This is a genomic window from Paenibacillus sp. FSL H7-0942 (assembly GCF_045040715.1).
GTDB lineage: Bacteria > Bacillota > Bacilli > Paenibacillales > Paenibacillaceae > Paenibacillus > Paenibacillus amylolyticus.
Genome location: NZ_CP150279.1, coordinates 6,634,321 through 6,651,077, shown reverse-complemented (window position 1 = coordinate 6,651,077; position 16,757 = coordinate 6,634,321). Strand labels below are relative to the sequence as shown.

The 16,757-nt window shown below is 48.1% G+C and carries 18 protein-coding genes; 15 read left to right on the top strand and 3 right to left on the bottom strand.

Annotated elements, in window-relative coordinates; all coding sequences use genetic code 11:
* Positions 1–109 precede the first annotated feature (109 nt).
* On the top strand, positions 110–910 hold the full coding sequence (gene nikE, locus MHI48_RS29105) for a nickel import ATP-binding protein NikE (RefSeq protein ID WP_036606615.1): 801 nt from the start codon (positions 110–112) through the stop codon (positions 908–910).
* Between the two features lie 604 nt (positions 911–1,514).
* Here the strand turns inward: nikE and MHI48_RS29100 are convergent.
* Together MHI48_RS29100 and MHI48_RS29095 are read right to left on the bottom strand one after the other, a co-directional pair.
* On the bottom strand, positions 1,515–2,093 hold the full coding sequence (locus MHI48_RS29100) for an NAD(P)H-dependent oxidoreductase (protein ID WP_036606617.1): 579 nt from the start codon (positions 2,091–2,093) through the stop codon (positions 1,515–1,517).
* 312 nt (positions 2,094–2,405) lie between these two features.
* Entirely contained in the window at positions 2,406–2,996 is a 591-nt protein-coding gene (locus tag MHI48_RS29095; RefSeq protein ID WP_036606709.1) for a TetR/AcrR family transcriptional regulator, read from the bottom strand.
* 160 nt (positions 2,997–3,156) lie between these two features.
* Here MHI48_RS29095 and MHI48_RS29090 point away from each other — a divergent pair, with 160 nt between their 5' ends.
* The 10 genes from MHI48_RS29090 (at position 3,157) to MHI48_RS29045 (ending at position 11,895) form a co-directional block, all read left to right on the top strand.
* The gene (locus tag MHI48_RS29090; RefSeq protein WP_051447006.1) at positions 3,157–4,140 is read left to right on the top strand and encodes a phosphotransferase family protein; all 984 of its coding nucleotides are present in this window, start codon (positions 3,157–3,159) and stop codon (positions 4,138–4,140) included.
* A gap of 18 nt (positions 4,141–4,158) precedes the next feature.
* Positions 4,159–5,157, top strand: coding sequence for a glycosyltransferase (locus MHI48_RS29085; protein ID WP_036606619.1), 999 nt, complete (start codon positions 4,159–4,161; stop codon positions 5,155–5,157).
* 53 nt (positions 5,158–5,210) lie between these two features.
* Positions 5,211–5,495 carry a YesK family protein gene (locus tag MHI48_RS29080; RefSeq protein WP_036606621.1) on the top strand — a complete coding sequence of 95 codons (285 nt, stop codon included), beginning with the start codon at positions 5,211–5,213 and terminating at the stop codon, positions 5,493–5,495.
* A 113-nt stretch (positions 5,496–5,608) separates the two neighbouring features.
* Positions 5,609–5,770: a hypothetical protein gene (locus tag MHI48_RS29075; protein WP_179086570.1), complete on the top strand. Its 162-nt coding sequence runs from the start codon at positions 5,609–5,611 to the stop codon at positions 5,768–5,770.
* Positions 5,771–5,868: 98 nt separating this feature from the next.
* Positions 5,869–7,950, top strand: coding sequence for a ribosomal protection-like ABC-F family protein (gene abc-f, locus MHI48_RS29070; RefSeq protein ID WP_036606623.1), 2,082 nt, complete (start codon positions 5,869–5,871; stop codon positions 7,948–7,950).
* A gap of 393 nt (positions 7,951–8,343) precedes the next feature.
* Positions 8,344–8,811, top strand: coding sequence for a hypothetical protein (locus MHI48_RS29065; protein WP_081745842.1), 468 nt, complete (start codon positions 8,344–8,346; stop codon positions 8,809–8,811).
* Entirely contained in the window at positions 8,811–9,095 is a 285-nt protein-coding gene (locus MHI48_RS29060; RefSeq protein WP_036606625.1) for a hypothetical protein, read from the top strand. The genes MHI48_RS29065 and MHI48_RS29060 overlap by 1 nt, the downstream gene beginning before the upstream one ends.
* A gap of 4 nt (positions 9,096–9,099) precedes the next feature.
* Positions 9,100–10,503, top strand: a complete 1,404-nt coding sequence (locus tag MHI48_RS29055; RefSeq protein WP_340031423.1) for a glutathionylspermidine synthase family protein — start codon at positions 9,100–9,102, stop codon at positions 10,501–10,503.
* A complete protein-coding gene (locus MHI48_RS29050; RefSeq protein ID WP_017691702.1) occupies positions 10,485–10,889 on the top strand; it encodes a DUF350 domain-containing protein in 405 nt (134 codons plus the stop codon). Before MHI48_RS29055 ends, MHI48_RS29050 begins: the two co-directional genes overlap by 19 nt.
* A 58-nt stretch (positions 10,890–10,947) precedes the next feature.
* The gene (locus MHI48_RS29045) at positions 10,948–11,895 is read left to right on the top strand and encodes a nucleoside hydrolase (RefSeq protein WP_340031422.1); all 948 of its coding nucleotides are present in this window, start codon (positions 10,948–10,950) and stop codon (positions 11,893–11,895) included.
* 78 nt (positions 11,896–11,973) lie between these two features.
* On the opposite strand, the gene MHI48_RS29040 is transcribed toward MHI48_RS29045, so the two are convergent.
* Entirely contained in the window at positions 11,974–12,501 is a 528-nt protein-coding gene (locus tag MHI48_RS29040; protein WP_081745843.1) for a heme-degrading domain-containing protein, read from the bottom strand.
* 178 nt (positions 12,502–12,679) lie between these two features.
* On the opposite strand from MHI48_RS29040, the gene lspA reads away from it, so the two are divergent.
* From lspA to MHI48_RS29020, 4 genes are all read left to right on the top strand, one after another.
* Positions 12,680–13,171 (top strand): signal peptidase II, encoded by a 492-nt coding sequence (gene lspA, locus MHI48_RS29035; protein WP_036606631.1) that lies wholly within the window; start codon positions 12,680–12,682, stop codon positions 13,169–13,171.
* Positions 13,172–13,668: 497 nt separating this feature from the next.
* Positions 13,669–14,859: an ABC transporter substrate-binding protein gene (locus MHI48_RS29030; protein WP_405144754.1), complete on the top strand. Its 1,191-nt coding sequence runs from the start codon at positions 13,669–13,671 to the stop codon at positions 14,857–14,859.
* Between the two features lie 24 nt (positions 14,860–14,883).
* Positions 14,884–15,750, top strand: a complete 867-nt coding sequence (locus MHI48_RS29025) for a carbohydrate ABC transporter permease (RefSeq protein ID WP_036606633.1) — start codon at positions 14,884–14,886, stop codon at positions 15,748–15,750.
* A complete protein-coding gene (locus MHI48_RS29020) occupies positions 15,750–16,577 on the top strand; it encodes a carbohydrate ABC transporter permease (RefSeq protein WP_036606635.1) in 828 nt (275 codons plus the stop codon). Before MHI48_RS29025 ends, MHI48_RS29020 begins: the two co-directional genes overlap by 1 nt.
* Positions 16,578–16,757: the final 180 nt, after the last annotated feature.

The following is a 16,757-nucleotide window of genomic DNA, read 5'->3' as shown; positions in this document are numbered from 1 at the left end:
GAACTGTATTTTGAGTGGGTAGTCGTAGGGGTGGAATGGGCATGGTGATGTGTAATTTCAGCCTCTTCAGAGATTACTTCTGCCAATTACAAAAGAGGAGGATGACCTGATGCTTCAGGTACGTGAAGTAAGCCATAGCTATGGCAAACGGAATTGGCTGGATCGTTCGGGAGCGCGTCCTCCTGTGCTGGCGGATATCTCACTTACGATCGAGAAGGGTGTTTGTCTGGGACTGCTGGGTACGAGTGGGGCAGGTAAAAGTACCTTGGGCAAAATCATACTTGGTCTGGAGAAGCCCAGCCAGGGTCAGGTTTCATTTCAAGGTCAGGATATCTACCGATCTAGCAAACCCGTACTTAAGGGATTACGGCGTGATCTGCAGGTCGTGTTCCAGGACTGTTATTCGGCTGTGAATCCGCTTATGACTGCCGCGCAGATCATTGGGGAGCCGCTGGATAATTACGAGCGTTTATCGGCCAAAGAACAACTTCGTGTGGTTGGGCAACTGCTTGAGCAGGTTGGACTTACACCTGAGGATGGGAGCAAGCTTCCGCACCAGTTCAGCGGTGGCCAATTACAGAGGGTCAACATCGCACGAGCTATCGCGCTCAAACCGAAGTTAATCGTACTGGACGAATCAATCAGCAGCCTGGATATGGTGCACCAGACGCAAATATTATCTTTGCTGGCGGAGTTAAGAGCGTCCTACGGGTTATCGTATCTCTTTATCACGCATGATATTCGGGCCGCCATGACGATCTGTGACCGCATTGCGGTAATGGATCAGGGAAAGCTGGTATATAGCGGTGATGCCGGGGATTCGGTGATGCAGTCGGATCATCCAGCTGTGCAGCAGTTGGTATCGTCCATTTTACCTGAGCATCCATCAGGTCGTATTTCGTTTGGGTAATGCGTTGCTTGTATGGTTGTAGATGGCTGTTCTTTGGGGTTGCTTGCCATGGTTGTTTCCATTTCATTACCGTTGGTTGCGAAGTCGACTTTCCAAAGGCGGGCGATTGGCGTATCAAGCTGACCTGTAGTGTGGACTTGTCTCTCTAAGTGCAGGTCGCTAACGAACCGAGTGAGTGTTAAATGGCGATTTAGCGTGGAATGCAAAATGTAACGAACCTCAGTGAAGTTATTCCGGTGCAAACTAGTTTAAAACCTCCAAATGATACACAGATCGAGGAAATAATGCGTCTACGATTCGTTAAACCTCAGACTTATCGGAAATGGCGCTAATAGCGTGTTTACGGTTCGTTAGACCATAATGAATGCTAAAAGGGTTGTCCCCTACGTCTTGTTCAAGACGTAGGGGACAACCCTTTTTTGTAACTGGGAATAGGCACATTTCTGCTCTCTGATATAAGTTAAACTAAGATTACAATTGAGCCACTTGCGGATTACAGGACTATCTTCGAATTGCGCGTATCCCCAGAATTTTGATTTAACTTAAAACGTGAAAATCTGGAGAGAAGCATATACTTCCCATGAGGCTTTTTTGCAGAAATCTTTTACCCCATCTTCCGCCCAAGCTGCTCAATCTTATCAAGCCAATTCTTTCTCTGTTCATCTGACTTTTTACCAACTTGATCTACAGGTGTTATCCGCACAGGTTTGATGCCAGTCAGTGCAAATGTGGAGATCTTCATCATTTTATGTGCGGGCTCACCCTGGAACCATTTGAAATACCAGCTTGGGCCATCCATGGTAGTGATCATGCGAGCGGTGCGGCCTTTGAGCAACTGATCTGGAAAAGGTTTACCTTTTTGATACTTGAAGGCGTAACCTGGCATAAAGATTCGGTCAACGAAACCTTTCAGCAGGGCAGGTGGTCCTCCCCACCAGATTGGGAATACCCATACAAGATGCTCGGCCCACTTGATTGCTTCTTGGGCCTCCAGCAAATCTGGTTCAAGTGGAAGTTTATTACGATATCCTCCCTCCAGATTCATGTTGAATGCCAACTCGTTAAGGGTGATCATGCGGACGTCGGCACCAGCCTGCACCGCACCTTTTCGGTAAGCCTCGGCGATTGCACCGTTGTAACTGGGAGAGACGGGATTGCCTTGAATAATTAATATTTTTTTCATGGAAGATGACACGTCCTGACTATTTTAGTTAATGAACACTAACCTCATGTGCAAAAAGAAAAGGTCACGTATGACCCGGTAATCCATCTGTATATCCTGATGGTATGTTGACGATTCTCTTTTAGAAGTTATTCAACAAGTCCGCCTTTGATTACGAATCATGCCTAGCGGCATAATCCGCATCGAATATGGGATTCAGCCGAAATAAGAGGGGTGCTTACGAAGGTTGTTTCCTTCGGAAACAATGTAGTTGCTCACGTCGTTTTCCCTACACTCCGCTACTCCATTTCTAGCTTCATCCCATCTCCATCGTTACTTCTGAGATAAGTGCCCCAACATTGATGCAAGCCGGTGAACCGTTTCCCCCGTATAAGGTACCAACAGCTCCGGTAGCTCACCTTGCATACTGGAGACCGCCATGCGTGTAATTGCACCGATCACCAGAACGGCTGTGAGCCGTGAATCCTGCTGAGGCAGTTCGCCCCGCATCATTCCCTGATCGATCAGATCCATCAACGCATCCAACGGCTGACGGTAATCCTCGCTGCTTCCGGCTTCAATGAATATTTCATGATTCTGTGAAATCAGTAGCAGTCCGTAGGGATCTTCATCATGCAGATGGAGAACCTCGGTAACCAGTTGCTTGAAGCGTTCCAACACCGGACCTTCCTGTCGAACATACCCGTCAATCAGTGCAGTATAGTCGACACAGTATTGGGTGAAGGCTTCCAGGGCAACGGCATCTTTGTTTTTAAAATGTTTGTAGATCGCCGCATCGGTTACTCCGGCGGCGTCACCGATCTCTTTGACGGATATGCCGTCAACGCCTTTGGTTGCGAACAAGCGCATCGCCGCTTGTAGGATATCTTTCTTTTTGCTATCCACATGAGATTTGTTCTTCATGATTGTATAGTAAGTGATTACTAACCAAAATGCAATAAGCAATTTTGAAACTCTGAATTGAGACACTGAATAAGCTCTTACGACCAAAGCTTGCAGGCTTGTGAGCGGCAACGTATGATGAATAGAAATCAACATCGGAGTAGCAGGGAGAACGAAATGGATGGTGGGTAGCGTGAACGAAGAGTTGGATGCATACAGCTGGGTGACGCCCGAAGGAATGCTGAATGATCACTATATAACAAGCCGCGAGCAGTTGTATAAAGGAATAAACGGACGATATGTGGAGCGATTCACGATTCCTACCGGGGGCAGTTATATTTTCAAACCACTGACGAATCCTGCGCAGCATGGACGGGAACGATGGATGTACGAGCATGTGATGTCTGGCTTACCACCAATCTATCCGCAACTCATTGCAGCGTCGGATCTTACCATTGCTCCAGCACAGAGCTGGATGATCTACGAGGATTTGGGGCAACTGGTGCATGATTCGCAAGAAGCGACGATGCTCGGCGCAGCGGCACATATGGCAGTATGGCATGCGTTGTCTGTCACGGATTGGAGCGAACTGCCTCGCGTGGGCCAGAAACCGCCCATTCACACAATGCTGGATGAGTTACAAATGCACAGACAATCTACGGATGAATTTTTATCCAGGCTGGATATGCAGCTGTCCGAATCCGATTGGGACAAGATCTCCAGGTTGATCCTCATGGCAGAGGAAGAACTTCCAACCGTTTTGTGTCACGGAGACCTGCATCCAGGTAACATGGCGGAGGTGGACGGCAGACTGGTCATCTTGGACTGGGAGCATGCCCATCTGAATGCGCCATTGTGGGATATATTTCACCTAGTTGATCTCTCGCATCCGCTGTTTCCCAGAACGGTTACGCCTGCATTGCGAGAGCGGGTTATGGATGTTTATTTGGACAAACTGGGGAGCCTGGGCATGCAGATTGAACGGGTTTCTTTTGCAGAATGGTACCACGCCTATGCTATTGTATTCTCGCTCTGGATGCTGCGTTTAATTGACGGTGATCTGAGAAGTGAGGAATGTGTGTGGCCGAAGGAACAGCTGCGAAGCCAATGGAATGAGACGGCAGCGACGCTGGAGCAGTGCATGAAGCATATGGGTGAGGAATAGAAATGAGGGGTGAGAAGCTTGCGTAAAGTCGGACTTGTTATGCGTAAAATTCAATTCACGGAAGCTCAGGGGCCGCGCGTATTTGCGGATAGGCTGAAGCAGATTGGTCTGGAGTTGGGCGTGGATATCGTGTTCATCTCGCCGGAGCGTCATGTCAGTGGATACGACTGGTTGCCTGGTTATGAGCATGAGAAAGGTGACCTGGTGAACTACGATATCGTGCTGGACCAGATTCATAGCCATAATATAGAGCATGTTATCTACACCGTATCCGGGTTTACATTTTTGAAGATGTTCTTACCGAAAAGTGTATTGTTCCCGCACAGTTTCCCCGATCCCGCGCTAACGGGATATGAGATGATGAAGCCATTTTATACGATGGTGGATAAAGCAATTGTACAGACGGAGTTTTTAAAAACAGAACTGGGTCGCAATTTCGGTGTACATGACGTGAACGTTATTCCGATTGGCTTTAGCGAAGAGCTGGCGAACCGGCACTATGATCCGAGCCAGGTTGTGCATAATCGGGTGCTCTGGATCGGTCGGGATGAGGCGAACCGTCGCCCGGATCTAGTTTTGGAATACGCTCGGCAGAACCCGGACAAGGAAGTATATATGGTGTTTGGCGGTGTACGCTATAAGGAAACCATGAAGAAGTACGACATTCCTGCCAACGTGAAGCTGAAGTTTGCGCTCACGCAGGATGAGATATTTACGTTGATGAACTCATCCAAGGTGTATTGGAACTGTTCGGCCTTTGATACCTTTGCGATGCCGCTGACGGAAGCGATGGCCATGGGCAAAATGGTCGTGAAACCGGAGCATGCTTGCTACGGTCACATTCGATCCACGCATGCCTTTGCAGGCAACGAGGATAACTGGTTTGAACTGGTGAACATGGCTGCGGCTGCGCCGCGCAGTGTGTCAGAAGACAACCGGAAGTATGCCTTTGGTGCTTTTTCGCGCACGAAAATGAAAGAAGGGTACCGGAACTTTTTCTCAGATTGGTTGAAGTAACGTAAGGTCTGTAACAAAGGGCTTAATCCATCCAGCAACAGGAGGGGAACCTTATGGAAGTACTGATCTTGTGGACATTGGGAATGTGGGCGGTGCTGCTGCTGATTGAATGGCTTATTTACCGATTGCAAGGACGGCGAATGACGTGGGTTCAATATATATTGCCATGTGTGGCCTTGCTCGGCGGTGCCGTTGTAATCATGATCAGCATCGATATTGGCGGGTGGAATGGCATCGGATATGCCCTGCTTGGCGCATCACTGGGTACCTCGGGAATGTTAACACTTATTACGGTGGCGATCAGGGATGTAATGCTTCGGCGACGGGGCAGGAATTAAGCGTAAGAATGAAACTACTGTACAGTATGATTGAATTGGGCGAAGGGATGGTTGCGGAAACGCATTCGTCTGTGATATATTGACATTAATTATGACAAGGGAGGTGAAGACAGGTGAATCACGAGATGCTTAACAACCGTATTAGCCAGCTGCCGATTGCTATGGCTGGCATTGTTCATACTTTTCTGACCAACGGGAGAAGTCTGTCCAATTTTGAATATACGGAAGTTAACATTTGCGAGAAGATGCCTGCCTTGACCTCATTCGGACTATAAGCGATATTGCTTGAATTCTGAAGGGCCGCGGAGCTAACCTCCTGCGGCTCTTTTTGTGTTGCGGTCAGGATCTTCCATACCATAGGAGGAACCTTATTATGATAATGATTAGCGCGCAACAACTGACTCAATACCACGGAGCACATCTGGTGCTGGACGGCATTACGTTTGAAATTATGGAAGGTGACAAGGTCGCCCTGATTGGCCGCAACGGAAGCGGCAAGACCACACTTATGCGCCTGATGGCAAGACTGAACAAGCCGGATGAAGGGCAATTGATGATCAAGAAAGATACACGAATGGGATATGTGGCTCAGGTTCCAGAAGGATTGGATGACCATACCGTACTGGATGTACTGAGTCTTGGATTCAAGGAGCTTATGATATGTCGCACGCAAATGAAGGAAATGGAGCAGCAGATGTCCGATCCGGCATGTGCAGCAGACCCTAATCAATTGGAGCGCCTGCTGAAACGCTACGCGGCACTGCAAGACCAGTTCGAGCGTGAGGGTGGATATGAAATGGATGCCCGGATCGATCAGGTGGCGGACGGTTTGGATATCGCCAAGGCACACTATGGTTGGCGCTTTGGTTCCCTGTCTGGTGGGGAGCAGACTCGGGTGGTGCTGGCTTCACAGCTAATCGTAAGACCCGACCTGTTATTGCTGGATGAGCCGACAAACCATCTTGATCTGGAGCGGGTTGAGTGGCTGGAAGGATTTTTACGAGAATATCCCGGCACCATTGTCCTGATCTCGCATGATCGCTATTTTCTGGATCGGGTCGTGAATCGAACACTGGAGCTGGAGGATGGAGAAGCGGAAACATCTGCTGGCGGTTATACGGAATATATGAAAGTGAAGGAACAACGGCTGTTGCAGCAATTCGAGGAGTTCAAGGAGCAGCAGAAGGTTATCAAAAAAATGAAGGAAACGATCCGCCAGTTAGAGGAGTGGGGTCGTGTGGGTGGCAATGAAAAGTTCTTCCGGCGGGCGGCTTCGATGCGTAAAGCCATCGAGCGGATGGAGCAGGTGAAGCGTCCTGTACTGGAGCGCCGCAATGCCGAGTTCGATGTGCGTCCTACGGATCGAACGGGTAAACGGGTAGCGGTATTGGAACAGGTCGAGAAGAGCTATGGCGAGCGTGAAATCCTGCGCGGAATCTCGGGTCTGTTGGAATATGGGGATAAAATTGCACTCATTGGACGCAATGGCTCCGGCAAGACGACCCTGTTCAAGCTGTTGCTTGGTGACGAGCAGCCCAATGCGGGCAAGCTGGAGTGGGGAGCACGCGTGGATGTAGGGTATCTGGCTCAACAGGAGGAACCCACGAATCCAAAGCTGAACGTACTCGAATACTTCCGTCTGGAAGCAGGCGTGGAAGAGGGAGAGGCTCGCGGAATTCTGGCCCGATACCTGTTCTATGGAGCGGATGTATTCCGCTCTGTCGGGCAATTATCTGGTGGGGAATGGACGCGTCTGCGGCTAGCTCTGCTGGTGCAGCGCAAACCCAATGTACTGTTGCTCGATGAGCCAACCAACCATCTGGATATCGCATCGAGAGAAGCGCTGGAAGAGTCACTGGTTGATTTTGAAGGAACCGTACTTGCCATCTCGCATGATCGGTACTTCGTCAATCGCCTCGCTTCCCGTGTGTGGGAACTGGAGGACGGTCAGATGACCGCTTACCTGGGAGACTATGAGGCGTATCGTGAGAAGAAGCTTGATTTGCAAGCTCGTGCGGCGGCGACAACTCAGGCTACAGCAGGCGTGGGCGTTTCTTCTCGTGGGAACACCAAGTCAGAGATGAAGTCAGGTTTAACGTCCGCGCCCGGCGGGACTGCCAGATCAGGGAAGAAGCCAGGAGCAACCTCGACAATGAACGGATCCACTGTTGTAGCTGCCGGTGGAAGTCATGACCATAAAGCTTCTACTGAATCAGGTAAGGCGTTGACTCCTTCGGCAGCAACTGCATCGAAACATAGAAGTGGCAGTGGCAACCAACAATCTGCGGAGAAGCTGGAACAGACGTTGGCTCGTCTTGAGGCAGAGATTCAGGTGCTGGATCAACAGTTGGAAATGGTGCAGAACAATCCGCTTGAACTGGAACAAATCTGGAATGATCGCGAGCAATTGTCCGCTGAATATAATGATGTATTGGCACAGTGGGCTGAGTTATAAGTCAGAATGGCATGAGCATAAGATTAAAAAAAGTGCGGTCGGAGAGTCTTCTCCGGCCTTTTTGAACTGGATTACATACCAAAAGTAGAAAACAGTATGTTATTTCCTGCTTCGTTAATCGGAGAACGAAGGTAGCCAACATGTTCTTTATTACATGTCATGGTGAATAGAATCAATTTCATAAATCACTAAAAATGGAGTTTTGTAACTAGACATAGACAAATTAAACCATTTTGATCTATGTCTAGCCTTGATTTGAAGCAGCTAAAGGTACTATGAAATTGATTCACTAGTGTAACTTTTTTCCTTCTGATGCGTTAAATACGTTTGTATGAATTGAAACGGCTCACCTAAGAGCTCGCAAAAAGGGAGGTTATCGGTATCTATTATTCATTGACGTATCGGAGTTGGTCGGATGATCGACAGGCGGAGACGGGAGTGCTGGAACAGGCTTCAGTCACACGAGATGAACTGTTCATGCGCAAACTGGTGGATGCCACCTTGGTGAAAAACAAACTCTGGGCGCATCTGTCCAATGAATGCCAGGATGGGCGGGAACATGCAGTATATGTAACGCCATATGACCAACAGATGCCGGACGAGTACGGTGCAGCCATTGCGGATGCTGCGCTGGCGATGTGCAAAATGTCTTCCATGTACAGCCCAGAGTATATGTTGTGGAATGGAAGTTCGTTTCAGGAGTTGGAGCTCATAGCTTCATCCACCTATACAATGGAGCTTGCCGAGCAACTGCTGGACCATTACATGGTTCGCGGTGGCAAGACGTATGAGTTCCTGTATTCCGTGCTGGATGCGGATCGCAAGAAAGTGTTGTTTTATATGAAAGAGGTGGATCTGTAATGAGTGACCAAGAGCGGGGGCAAGCATCGAAACCCGGATCAAAAGCAAAGCTGGTTGCTTTCTCCCTGATGCTGGCGGTTCCTGCCGTGTTATCCGGTTGTGCTAGCAACAATGATGAATGTGACCCGGAGTATGATACCGGATGTGAATATGATTCCAGCAGTGGGCACTATTACTACGGTGGGTCGTCGTATCGAAGCAATAAGGACAGTAACAGCTCCTATAGCAAATCCAAGTCCAAATCAAGCGGCTTCGGTAGCTTCTTCCGCAGCTCGGGAGGATAACCGGATGAGGCAAGTGGTTCAACTGCCGTTAAGTCACGAAGAGGTATTTCAGGGTGAAACGGAACAACAGATTCCATATCATCGAATGTACGGGAAGCAATATTGTGTGCCAGCATTAACGGTCTACTCTCCCTCGGAGGTGCTGGAACTGCATACCGCAGCCGAGGCGGTAGACGGCATTTACTGTAAAGTGATGCGATTTATCCAGCAATATATGCCGGATTCTTTTTTGAAGCATCAGCTCGGTATCCATCCCGGGCTTATCCCGGCGGCACGTATGGAGTTGGTAACTGGAGGCATTACCCGTCAGGACTGGATTATCGGAGAAGCTGGGCCCAAGTGTATTGAAAATAATACGGACACCCCAACGGGTATACCGGAGGCTGCTGCATTGGAAGGTATTCTGGTCGATATTGCTGAGGATGCTACGCTAACTGCACCATCTGCCGAGATGGATACACGTATTCGGGAGTGTTTCAGGATATGGCTCGAATTCTATGCAGAGCAGGGATTAAAGGGTCCGGTGACATTCACTTCTTTTGGCGAACATGTCGAAGATCGAACAAATACGGAATACCTGATGAAACGTTGTCAGGAAGCCGGATATGAAGTCTTCTATGCTCCACTGGAGGAACTGGAGATTGTTCCGGGGGAGGCGCTTTACCATCGGGGGCGGGAGATTAACCTATTGTATCGCCTTTATCCACTGGAGTATCTGATCGATGATCGGGATGAGACGACAGGGGTGGACATTGGTGCTGCACTGCTTGAACTTGTACGTGAAGGACGACTGGGCCTGATGAATCCTGTTCAGCATGTACTGATGCAGAGTAAAGGCTTCATGGCGGCGATCTGGTCGCTCTATGAGCGGAACGAGCAAACCCCGGAGTATTGCGGGTTTACCCTCTTTGATGAAGCAGAGATGGACGTGATTTCCCGATATCTGCTGCCCACCTATTTTTCATCTGAGCCCTTCGAGCTGAACGCCATATCATATGTAGCCAAGAGTTATTGGGGGCGCGAAGGCAGAGGAACTCTTTTGCTGGATGGAGGAACGGACAATGCCTTTGGAAAGCAGGAGATGGAGCATCCTCTTAACGAGGCGCTGGAATCCAATCTTGCATCTGGAGCGACAGAAGAGGATGAAGAGATTACAGCTTATTACGAAAATCAGCCCAAGATCTATCAGCAGCTGGTTCCGATGGAACAGGCCGTGATTGAGACGGAAGATGGAGTGTACAGCGGCTATCTGCTTACAGGGGTGTTTGTTATCGGTGGGCGTTTGGCTGGGATACTACCACGGGTCGGGGAGAAAGTAACCGGAGATATGGCCTATTATTGCGCGGCTACGGTTCGTGAACGGATGAATGATGAGGAGGAGAAGAAGGAATGGAAAACTTGGGATTAAACCTTGTGAATGTGGCGGTGGGTGTAGGCATTCTGCTGGTGGTATTGGTATGTGGATATTTTGCTTTTAGCAAATTGACCCGGTATAACGATAGTGAGGAAATCGCCAAAGGTAACGAGGCGGCAGGCATGTACATGGGCAGCAAATTGCTGGGACTGTGTATTATTGTGGGCATGGTATCTTTCTCGACGCATTCGTGGTTGGATATGCTGCTGTGGTCGGCGTTTGGAATTATTGTGCTGTGCCTGGTCTATATTATATTTGATTTCCTGATTCCAAAAATGCGGGTGTGTGACGAAATCGCACGAGGCAATATGGCGGTAGCACAACTGCTGCGTTCGATTATCATCGGCGTTTCCATCGTCATCGGTACATTTTTGATGTAAAATAAGACATAGTGTTTTATAGAATGTACTATATAAACGGAAGAAGGAGCGCGGCATCATGAGAAGAGTCATCATCGATACAGATACAGCAGGAGACGATACGATTGCGATCCTGACGGCATTGCATCACTTTCAGGTGGAAGGCATCACCATTACGGGCGGTAACGTACAATTCGACCAAGAGGTTGAAAATGCCCTGTACACGGTACAGGTTGCTGGACATGGCGGCAAGGTACCTGTGTATAAAGGTTGCGAACGTCCGCTAATGGCCTACGGTAAAGCTCAGCACCGGACAGTGGAAGATGTGCATGGCGATGATGGTATGGGCGGCGCGCATTTCCCGAAGGCAGATCAGCGTCCCGAGAGCAGGCATGCGGTTGATTTTATCATTGAGAAGGTGCATGCACATCCAGGTGAAATTGAACTTCTGGCGATTGCCCCGCTGACCAATATTGCGATGGCGATCCAGAAAGACCCAACGATTATTCCGAAGATTGCTCACCTGTACATCATGGGCGGAACGAATAATGCACTGGGCAATATTACACCGGCGGCGGAGTATAACTTCTACGTGGACCCGGAAGCAGCGAAAATTGTACTGCATGCAGGCATTCCAATCACGATGGTTGGTTGGGAGATGTGCACGCAATATTCAGTGATGGACGATGACGATCATGCAGAGATTGCGGCTCTGGGTACATCGGGTGCCGATTTCTTCACTGCAATCAACAAAGTGGTTATGCAGTTCAACAAGTCGGTACATAAACTCAATGGCACCACTCATCCCGATACGTTGTTGATGGCTGTAGCCGCGGATGAATCCATCATGACCAAGTCGGGTCAATATTATGTGGACGTGGAAGCGGCAGGAGAACTGACACGTGGATATAGCGTGGTCGATATCAACGGACGTTTTGGCAAAGAGCCGAATGTACGTGTCTGTGAAGCCATCGATCGGCCCAAATTCAAATCTATGCTGCTGGACGTTCTCTCGGCGATCCAATAAACGCAGGAATTTAACTACAGGAAAAAGAAGAAAATCCGTGCCTATCCCAGGTACGGATTTTTTATTGCCCATTTTAATCTAATCTTGCTGCAACAAAAACGAGCGAATGCCTGTCGTGACCAGATCATGGTCTTCCTCATCAGGCAGACCTGATACCGTAATGGTGCCGACTTGTCCCTCATTTTTCAGAATCAGCGGGAAAGCGCCACCGGCTAGGACATAGTCCGATGAAGGCAGATTGAAGTCTTGTTCAAGTGTCTGGTTTTCACTTCTCAACCGCAGAGCCGTGTGCCAAGAGCTGGATGAGAAATGATTCACTACGTTGTTCTTGCGGCGAATCCAGTCTTCGTTGTCGGGATGAGTGCCTTCCATCGCATGCAAAAAGAGGCGATGCCCCTCCAGGGTGATGTCGATGGTCACGGCTTGGGAGCGACGCTTCGCTTCTTCGACCAGATGCTGGCCAAGTTGGAGTGCTGTTTCAGAATCAAATGTGTCAAATACCAAGTCCTTTTCTTCCTGTTGCATTTCCTTTAATTTCTCTGTCGTGGTCAGGTTCAAATTACAGGCATCCCCTTTACGTATATGATTGATGTCTACATTCGACATGGATTGGTGTAGTCCCTTCTGGATGCAGTCTGAACGATGTTAGTGAACGTTATTTGCGTGGTTAAAGACCGTTCATTTGGAGACCGTACATCGGCTGTGTTAAAGTGAAGGGAACCTAATATACATAACTCTTAAAGTTAAAATAAGTTATTGCTACGTAGGCAGGAGGAGAAGCACGATGCTGTTTTATTTTGTAGCACTGCTGGTGACTTTGGTGGACCAGGGAACCAAGATTGCAGTGAGGATGTATATGGAAGTTGGCGACGTCATGAGACTGGGTAACTCGGGCATGCAGTTACAGCATTACGAGAACAGTGGAATGGCTGGCAGCATGTTTCAGGGAAATGCGCGTCTGTTCGGTGTGATTGCTGTTCTGTTCATAGCGGGCATGCTGTATTACCGGAGTAAAGGTGAGATTCGCGGTTTCTGGATGCAAGCTGGCGCGGGTTTTATGGTCGGCGGGGCTTTAGGAAATGCGATCGATCGATTTATCTATGCCCGGGTAACGGATTTCCTCGTATTTCCGTCAGGACGCGGGATTTTGAATCTCGCTGATGTTGCAATTAACATCGGTGTGGTCATGATTATCATCGGCATGTTGATTCGTGCATATCAGAGTTATCGGGCCAAGCGTTTACGTAATGCTTTGCCGAAAGCAGAACGTTCGTAATAGGTTGGATAAAAGCGTTACAGTGGCTGAATATAAGCTTATTAAATGAGGGACATTGGATATTATCCAGTGTCCTTTTTGTTATGCCCAATTCGGGTCATGGGAAGAACTGCCGTGATTCATTTTTACCGAAACCGTTTTAGAAATAATAAAGACCTATATCATCCATTCAGATTGAAGTTAGTTTGGAAGGATTAACCAAATGGTTATTTCACTATTTTTATGGGTAAATCTTTACGTATATAAAGTGAAACTAAGATATACACGAACACGGAGAGTGCAGAACCAAACTGAAGAAGCGCAGCGTGCGTGTTTATCACCGGATTTTCCCTTTGAGGAAGGGAATCAAAAAAATCTGGGGATAACAACGATCGGAAGATGGTACTGCAATCGGAGTGACACTGTGTAAATCACATTAGTTCAATTTATTAAGCTGAGGGAGGTACAACATGAGAACAACGCTTACCAAGGCTCTCGGGACAATGTTGCTGTGTGGAATGATGGCTGTACTTTTATCTTCCTGTACCAGTGGAGATAGCGCGAATGGCAAAGTGCAGATTGAATTTTTCCAGAACAAGCCTGAAGCCAAAACAACCTTTGATGAATTAATTAAAACGTTTAATGCGGAGCATGACGATATCCAAGTGACACAGGTGAATCCGCCCGATGCGGAGACAGTACTGAAGACGCGTGTCGTCAAAAATGATATTCCGGATATTATGGCCATGGGGGCAACCGACACCTATTCCATTCTGGCTCAGAGTGATATTTTCACCGATCTGACGGATAGCACATTACTCCAGACGATTGATCCGAACTACATACAAATGCTGAATGATCTCACAGGCATGGACGAAGTGACAGGTATTCCTTACGCGACTAATGCAGACGGCATCATGTACAACAAAACGTTGTTTAAGGAAATGGGATTGGACGTGCCCAAGACGTGGGATGAACTCATTGCGACCGCCCAAAAGATTAAGGATGCAGGTGAGATTCCATTTTATTTCACATACAAGGATGACTGGCAGACGAGCCTGCCGTTCAATGCACTAGCCTCCAATCTGGTCGGTATTGATTTCTACCAAGAGCGGCGCGATAACAAAATGACGTTCAAGGAGAAGTACCGCGAGGTAGCTGAGAAGCAACTGGAACTCATGAAATACGGTCACGGCGATAACTTTGGTAAAGCTTATTCGGACGGTAACCGTGCCTTCGCTAACGGTGAAGCCTTCATGTACATCCAGGGAACCTGGGCCATCTCGGAGATTCGCAAAGCGAACCCAAATGTTGACATCGGTTTCTTCCCATTCCCTACGGGCAACGATGCAAGCGAGATCAAGCTGGTGAACGGGATCGACTCCCTGTTTACCATTGCGGAGGACACGCCTAATCGCGAGCAGGCAGAGACGTTTATTGCGTTTCTATTAGAGCCTGAAAATATCGGAAGATACATTGACGAACAGACGCTGTTCTCTGCGGTAAAAGGCGTGAAGCAGGATGATCCTGCCGTACAGGAATTGATGCCTTATATCGAGAAGGGCAAGGTTATTGACTTTCCCGATCACTATATTCCGGCTGCCGTGCAGCTGAATTCCATCGTACAGTCCTTTTTGCAGAACCAAAACATCGACAACTATCTAGATACACTCGACAAAGAATGGGACAAGGTTGCTAATCGGCGCTAAGCCTTGTCAGAAGGAGGATGGAGTATGAACAAGCGTATCGCACCCTATTACTGGATGACGGTTCCGGCAGTCGTATTGTTCTTTGTGTTTATGACGCTGCCGGCCCTCCAGGGCATCTATTATTCATTTACGAATTATAACGGTTTCGGGAAAGAATATGATTTTGTTGGTTTTAAAAACTATTTCAACTTGTTCCAAGATGACAATGTAGGCAATGCCTACTGGTTTACGTTCAAATTTGCGATCGTGGTGACGATCCTGACCAATATTCTGAGCTTACTCATTGCACTCGGGCTGAATGCCAAGATCAAGTTCCGTAACTTTTTCCGCGGCATCTACTTCCTGCCCAATATTCTGAGTGTACTGATCGTAGGTTACATATTTAACTACCTGTTCTCCAACGTATTCCCGATCTGGGGACAAAATCTGGGCATCAACGCGCTATCCACGAACATACTTGGTAGCGAGAGCCTGGCTTGGATCGGTATTGTCATTGTTGCAGTATGGCAATCGGTGGCCCTGAATACGATTCTGTATTTGGCTGGTCTGCAAACGATACCAACGACACTATACGAGGCATCCAACCTCGACGGCGCAGGCAAATGGCGTGAATTCTGGAGCATTACTTTCCCGCTTATTGCCCCGTTCTTCACCATTAATATGGTGCTGGCGATGAAAAATTCACTTATGGTCTTCGACCAAATCGTAGCCTTGACCAACGGTGGTCCCGGACGGGCGACGCAGTCCATCTCCCATCTGATCTACACCGGCGGATTTGAAGGCGGCGAATATGCTTATCAATCTGCGAACTCGGTTATTTACTTCATCGTTATTGCGGTGATTTCAATTCTGCAAATCCGGTTCCTGCAAAGAAGGGAGATGGATCTGTAATGAGAAGCCGTACACGAATCAATTGGCTCGTTATGCTGCTTGTTGTGCTGGGTACCCTGTTTATCCTGTTCCCATTGTATATGACCGTTACAATAGCTTTGAAAAATCCGGAACAGATGGCCCAATCGGTCTTTGCCATTCCGACAACACTTCACTGGGAGAATTTCGCGAGAGCCATCGACATGACAAACTTCTTCCAATCGTTCCGTAACAGTGCAATCGTTACCGCATCCACCGTGCTTTTGACGTTGCTCAGTAACTCGATGGTAGCCTATGCGATTGCGCGGAATATGGAGAAACGCAAGTTTTTCAAAGGATTGTATTATTACTTTGTCAGCGCGATGTTCATTCCATTTCCAATCATCATGCTGCCGATTGTTAAGCTGACCGCATCGCTGGAGATGACAAATCTGGTAGGTCTGATCCTGCTTCACACGGTTTATGGCTTGGCATTCAACGTATTTGTATACGTTGGCTACATCCGGTCCATTCCGGTAGCGCTTGAGGAAGCGGCGTTTGTAGATGGGGCGACAACTTGGGGCACGTTCTGGAAAATCATTTTCCCGCTCATGGCACCCATCAGTGCCACGGTTGGTATTCTGACATGCCTATCCACGTACAACGATTTCTTGCTACCACTCATTATTATCAGTGATCCGGGACAGTACACGCTGCCGCTGGTACAGTATGTATTCCAAGGACAGTTTAATACTGAATTTAACCTTGCGTTTGCATCCTACCTGCTCGCGTTGCTACCGATGATTATCATCTACCTGTTTGCACAGAAGTGGATCATCAACGGGGTTACCCAAGGGTCTGTGAAATAACTGAAGATGTGTCACAGAGAAGGATATGTGTGAAGGGATATGAACAAAGAGAGGTGGACTTTAAAAGTCCCCTCTCTTTTTTTGATCCTTGTCATTTAACGTTTGGGAACTATTCGGGAGGATTGATTAACCTGTAAAACTATGCTATTTTTTAGTCGTTAGTTTAATCGGTAAACAAAG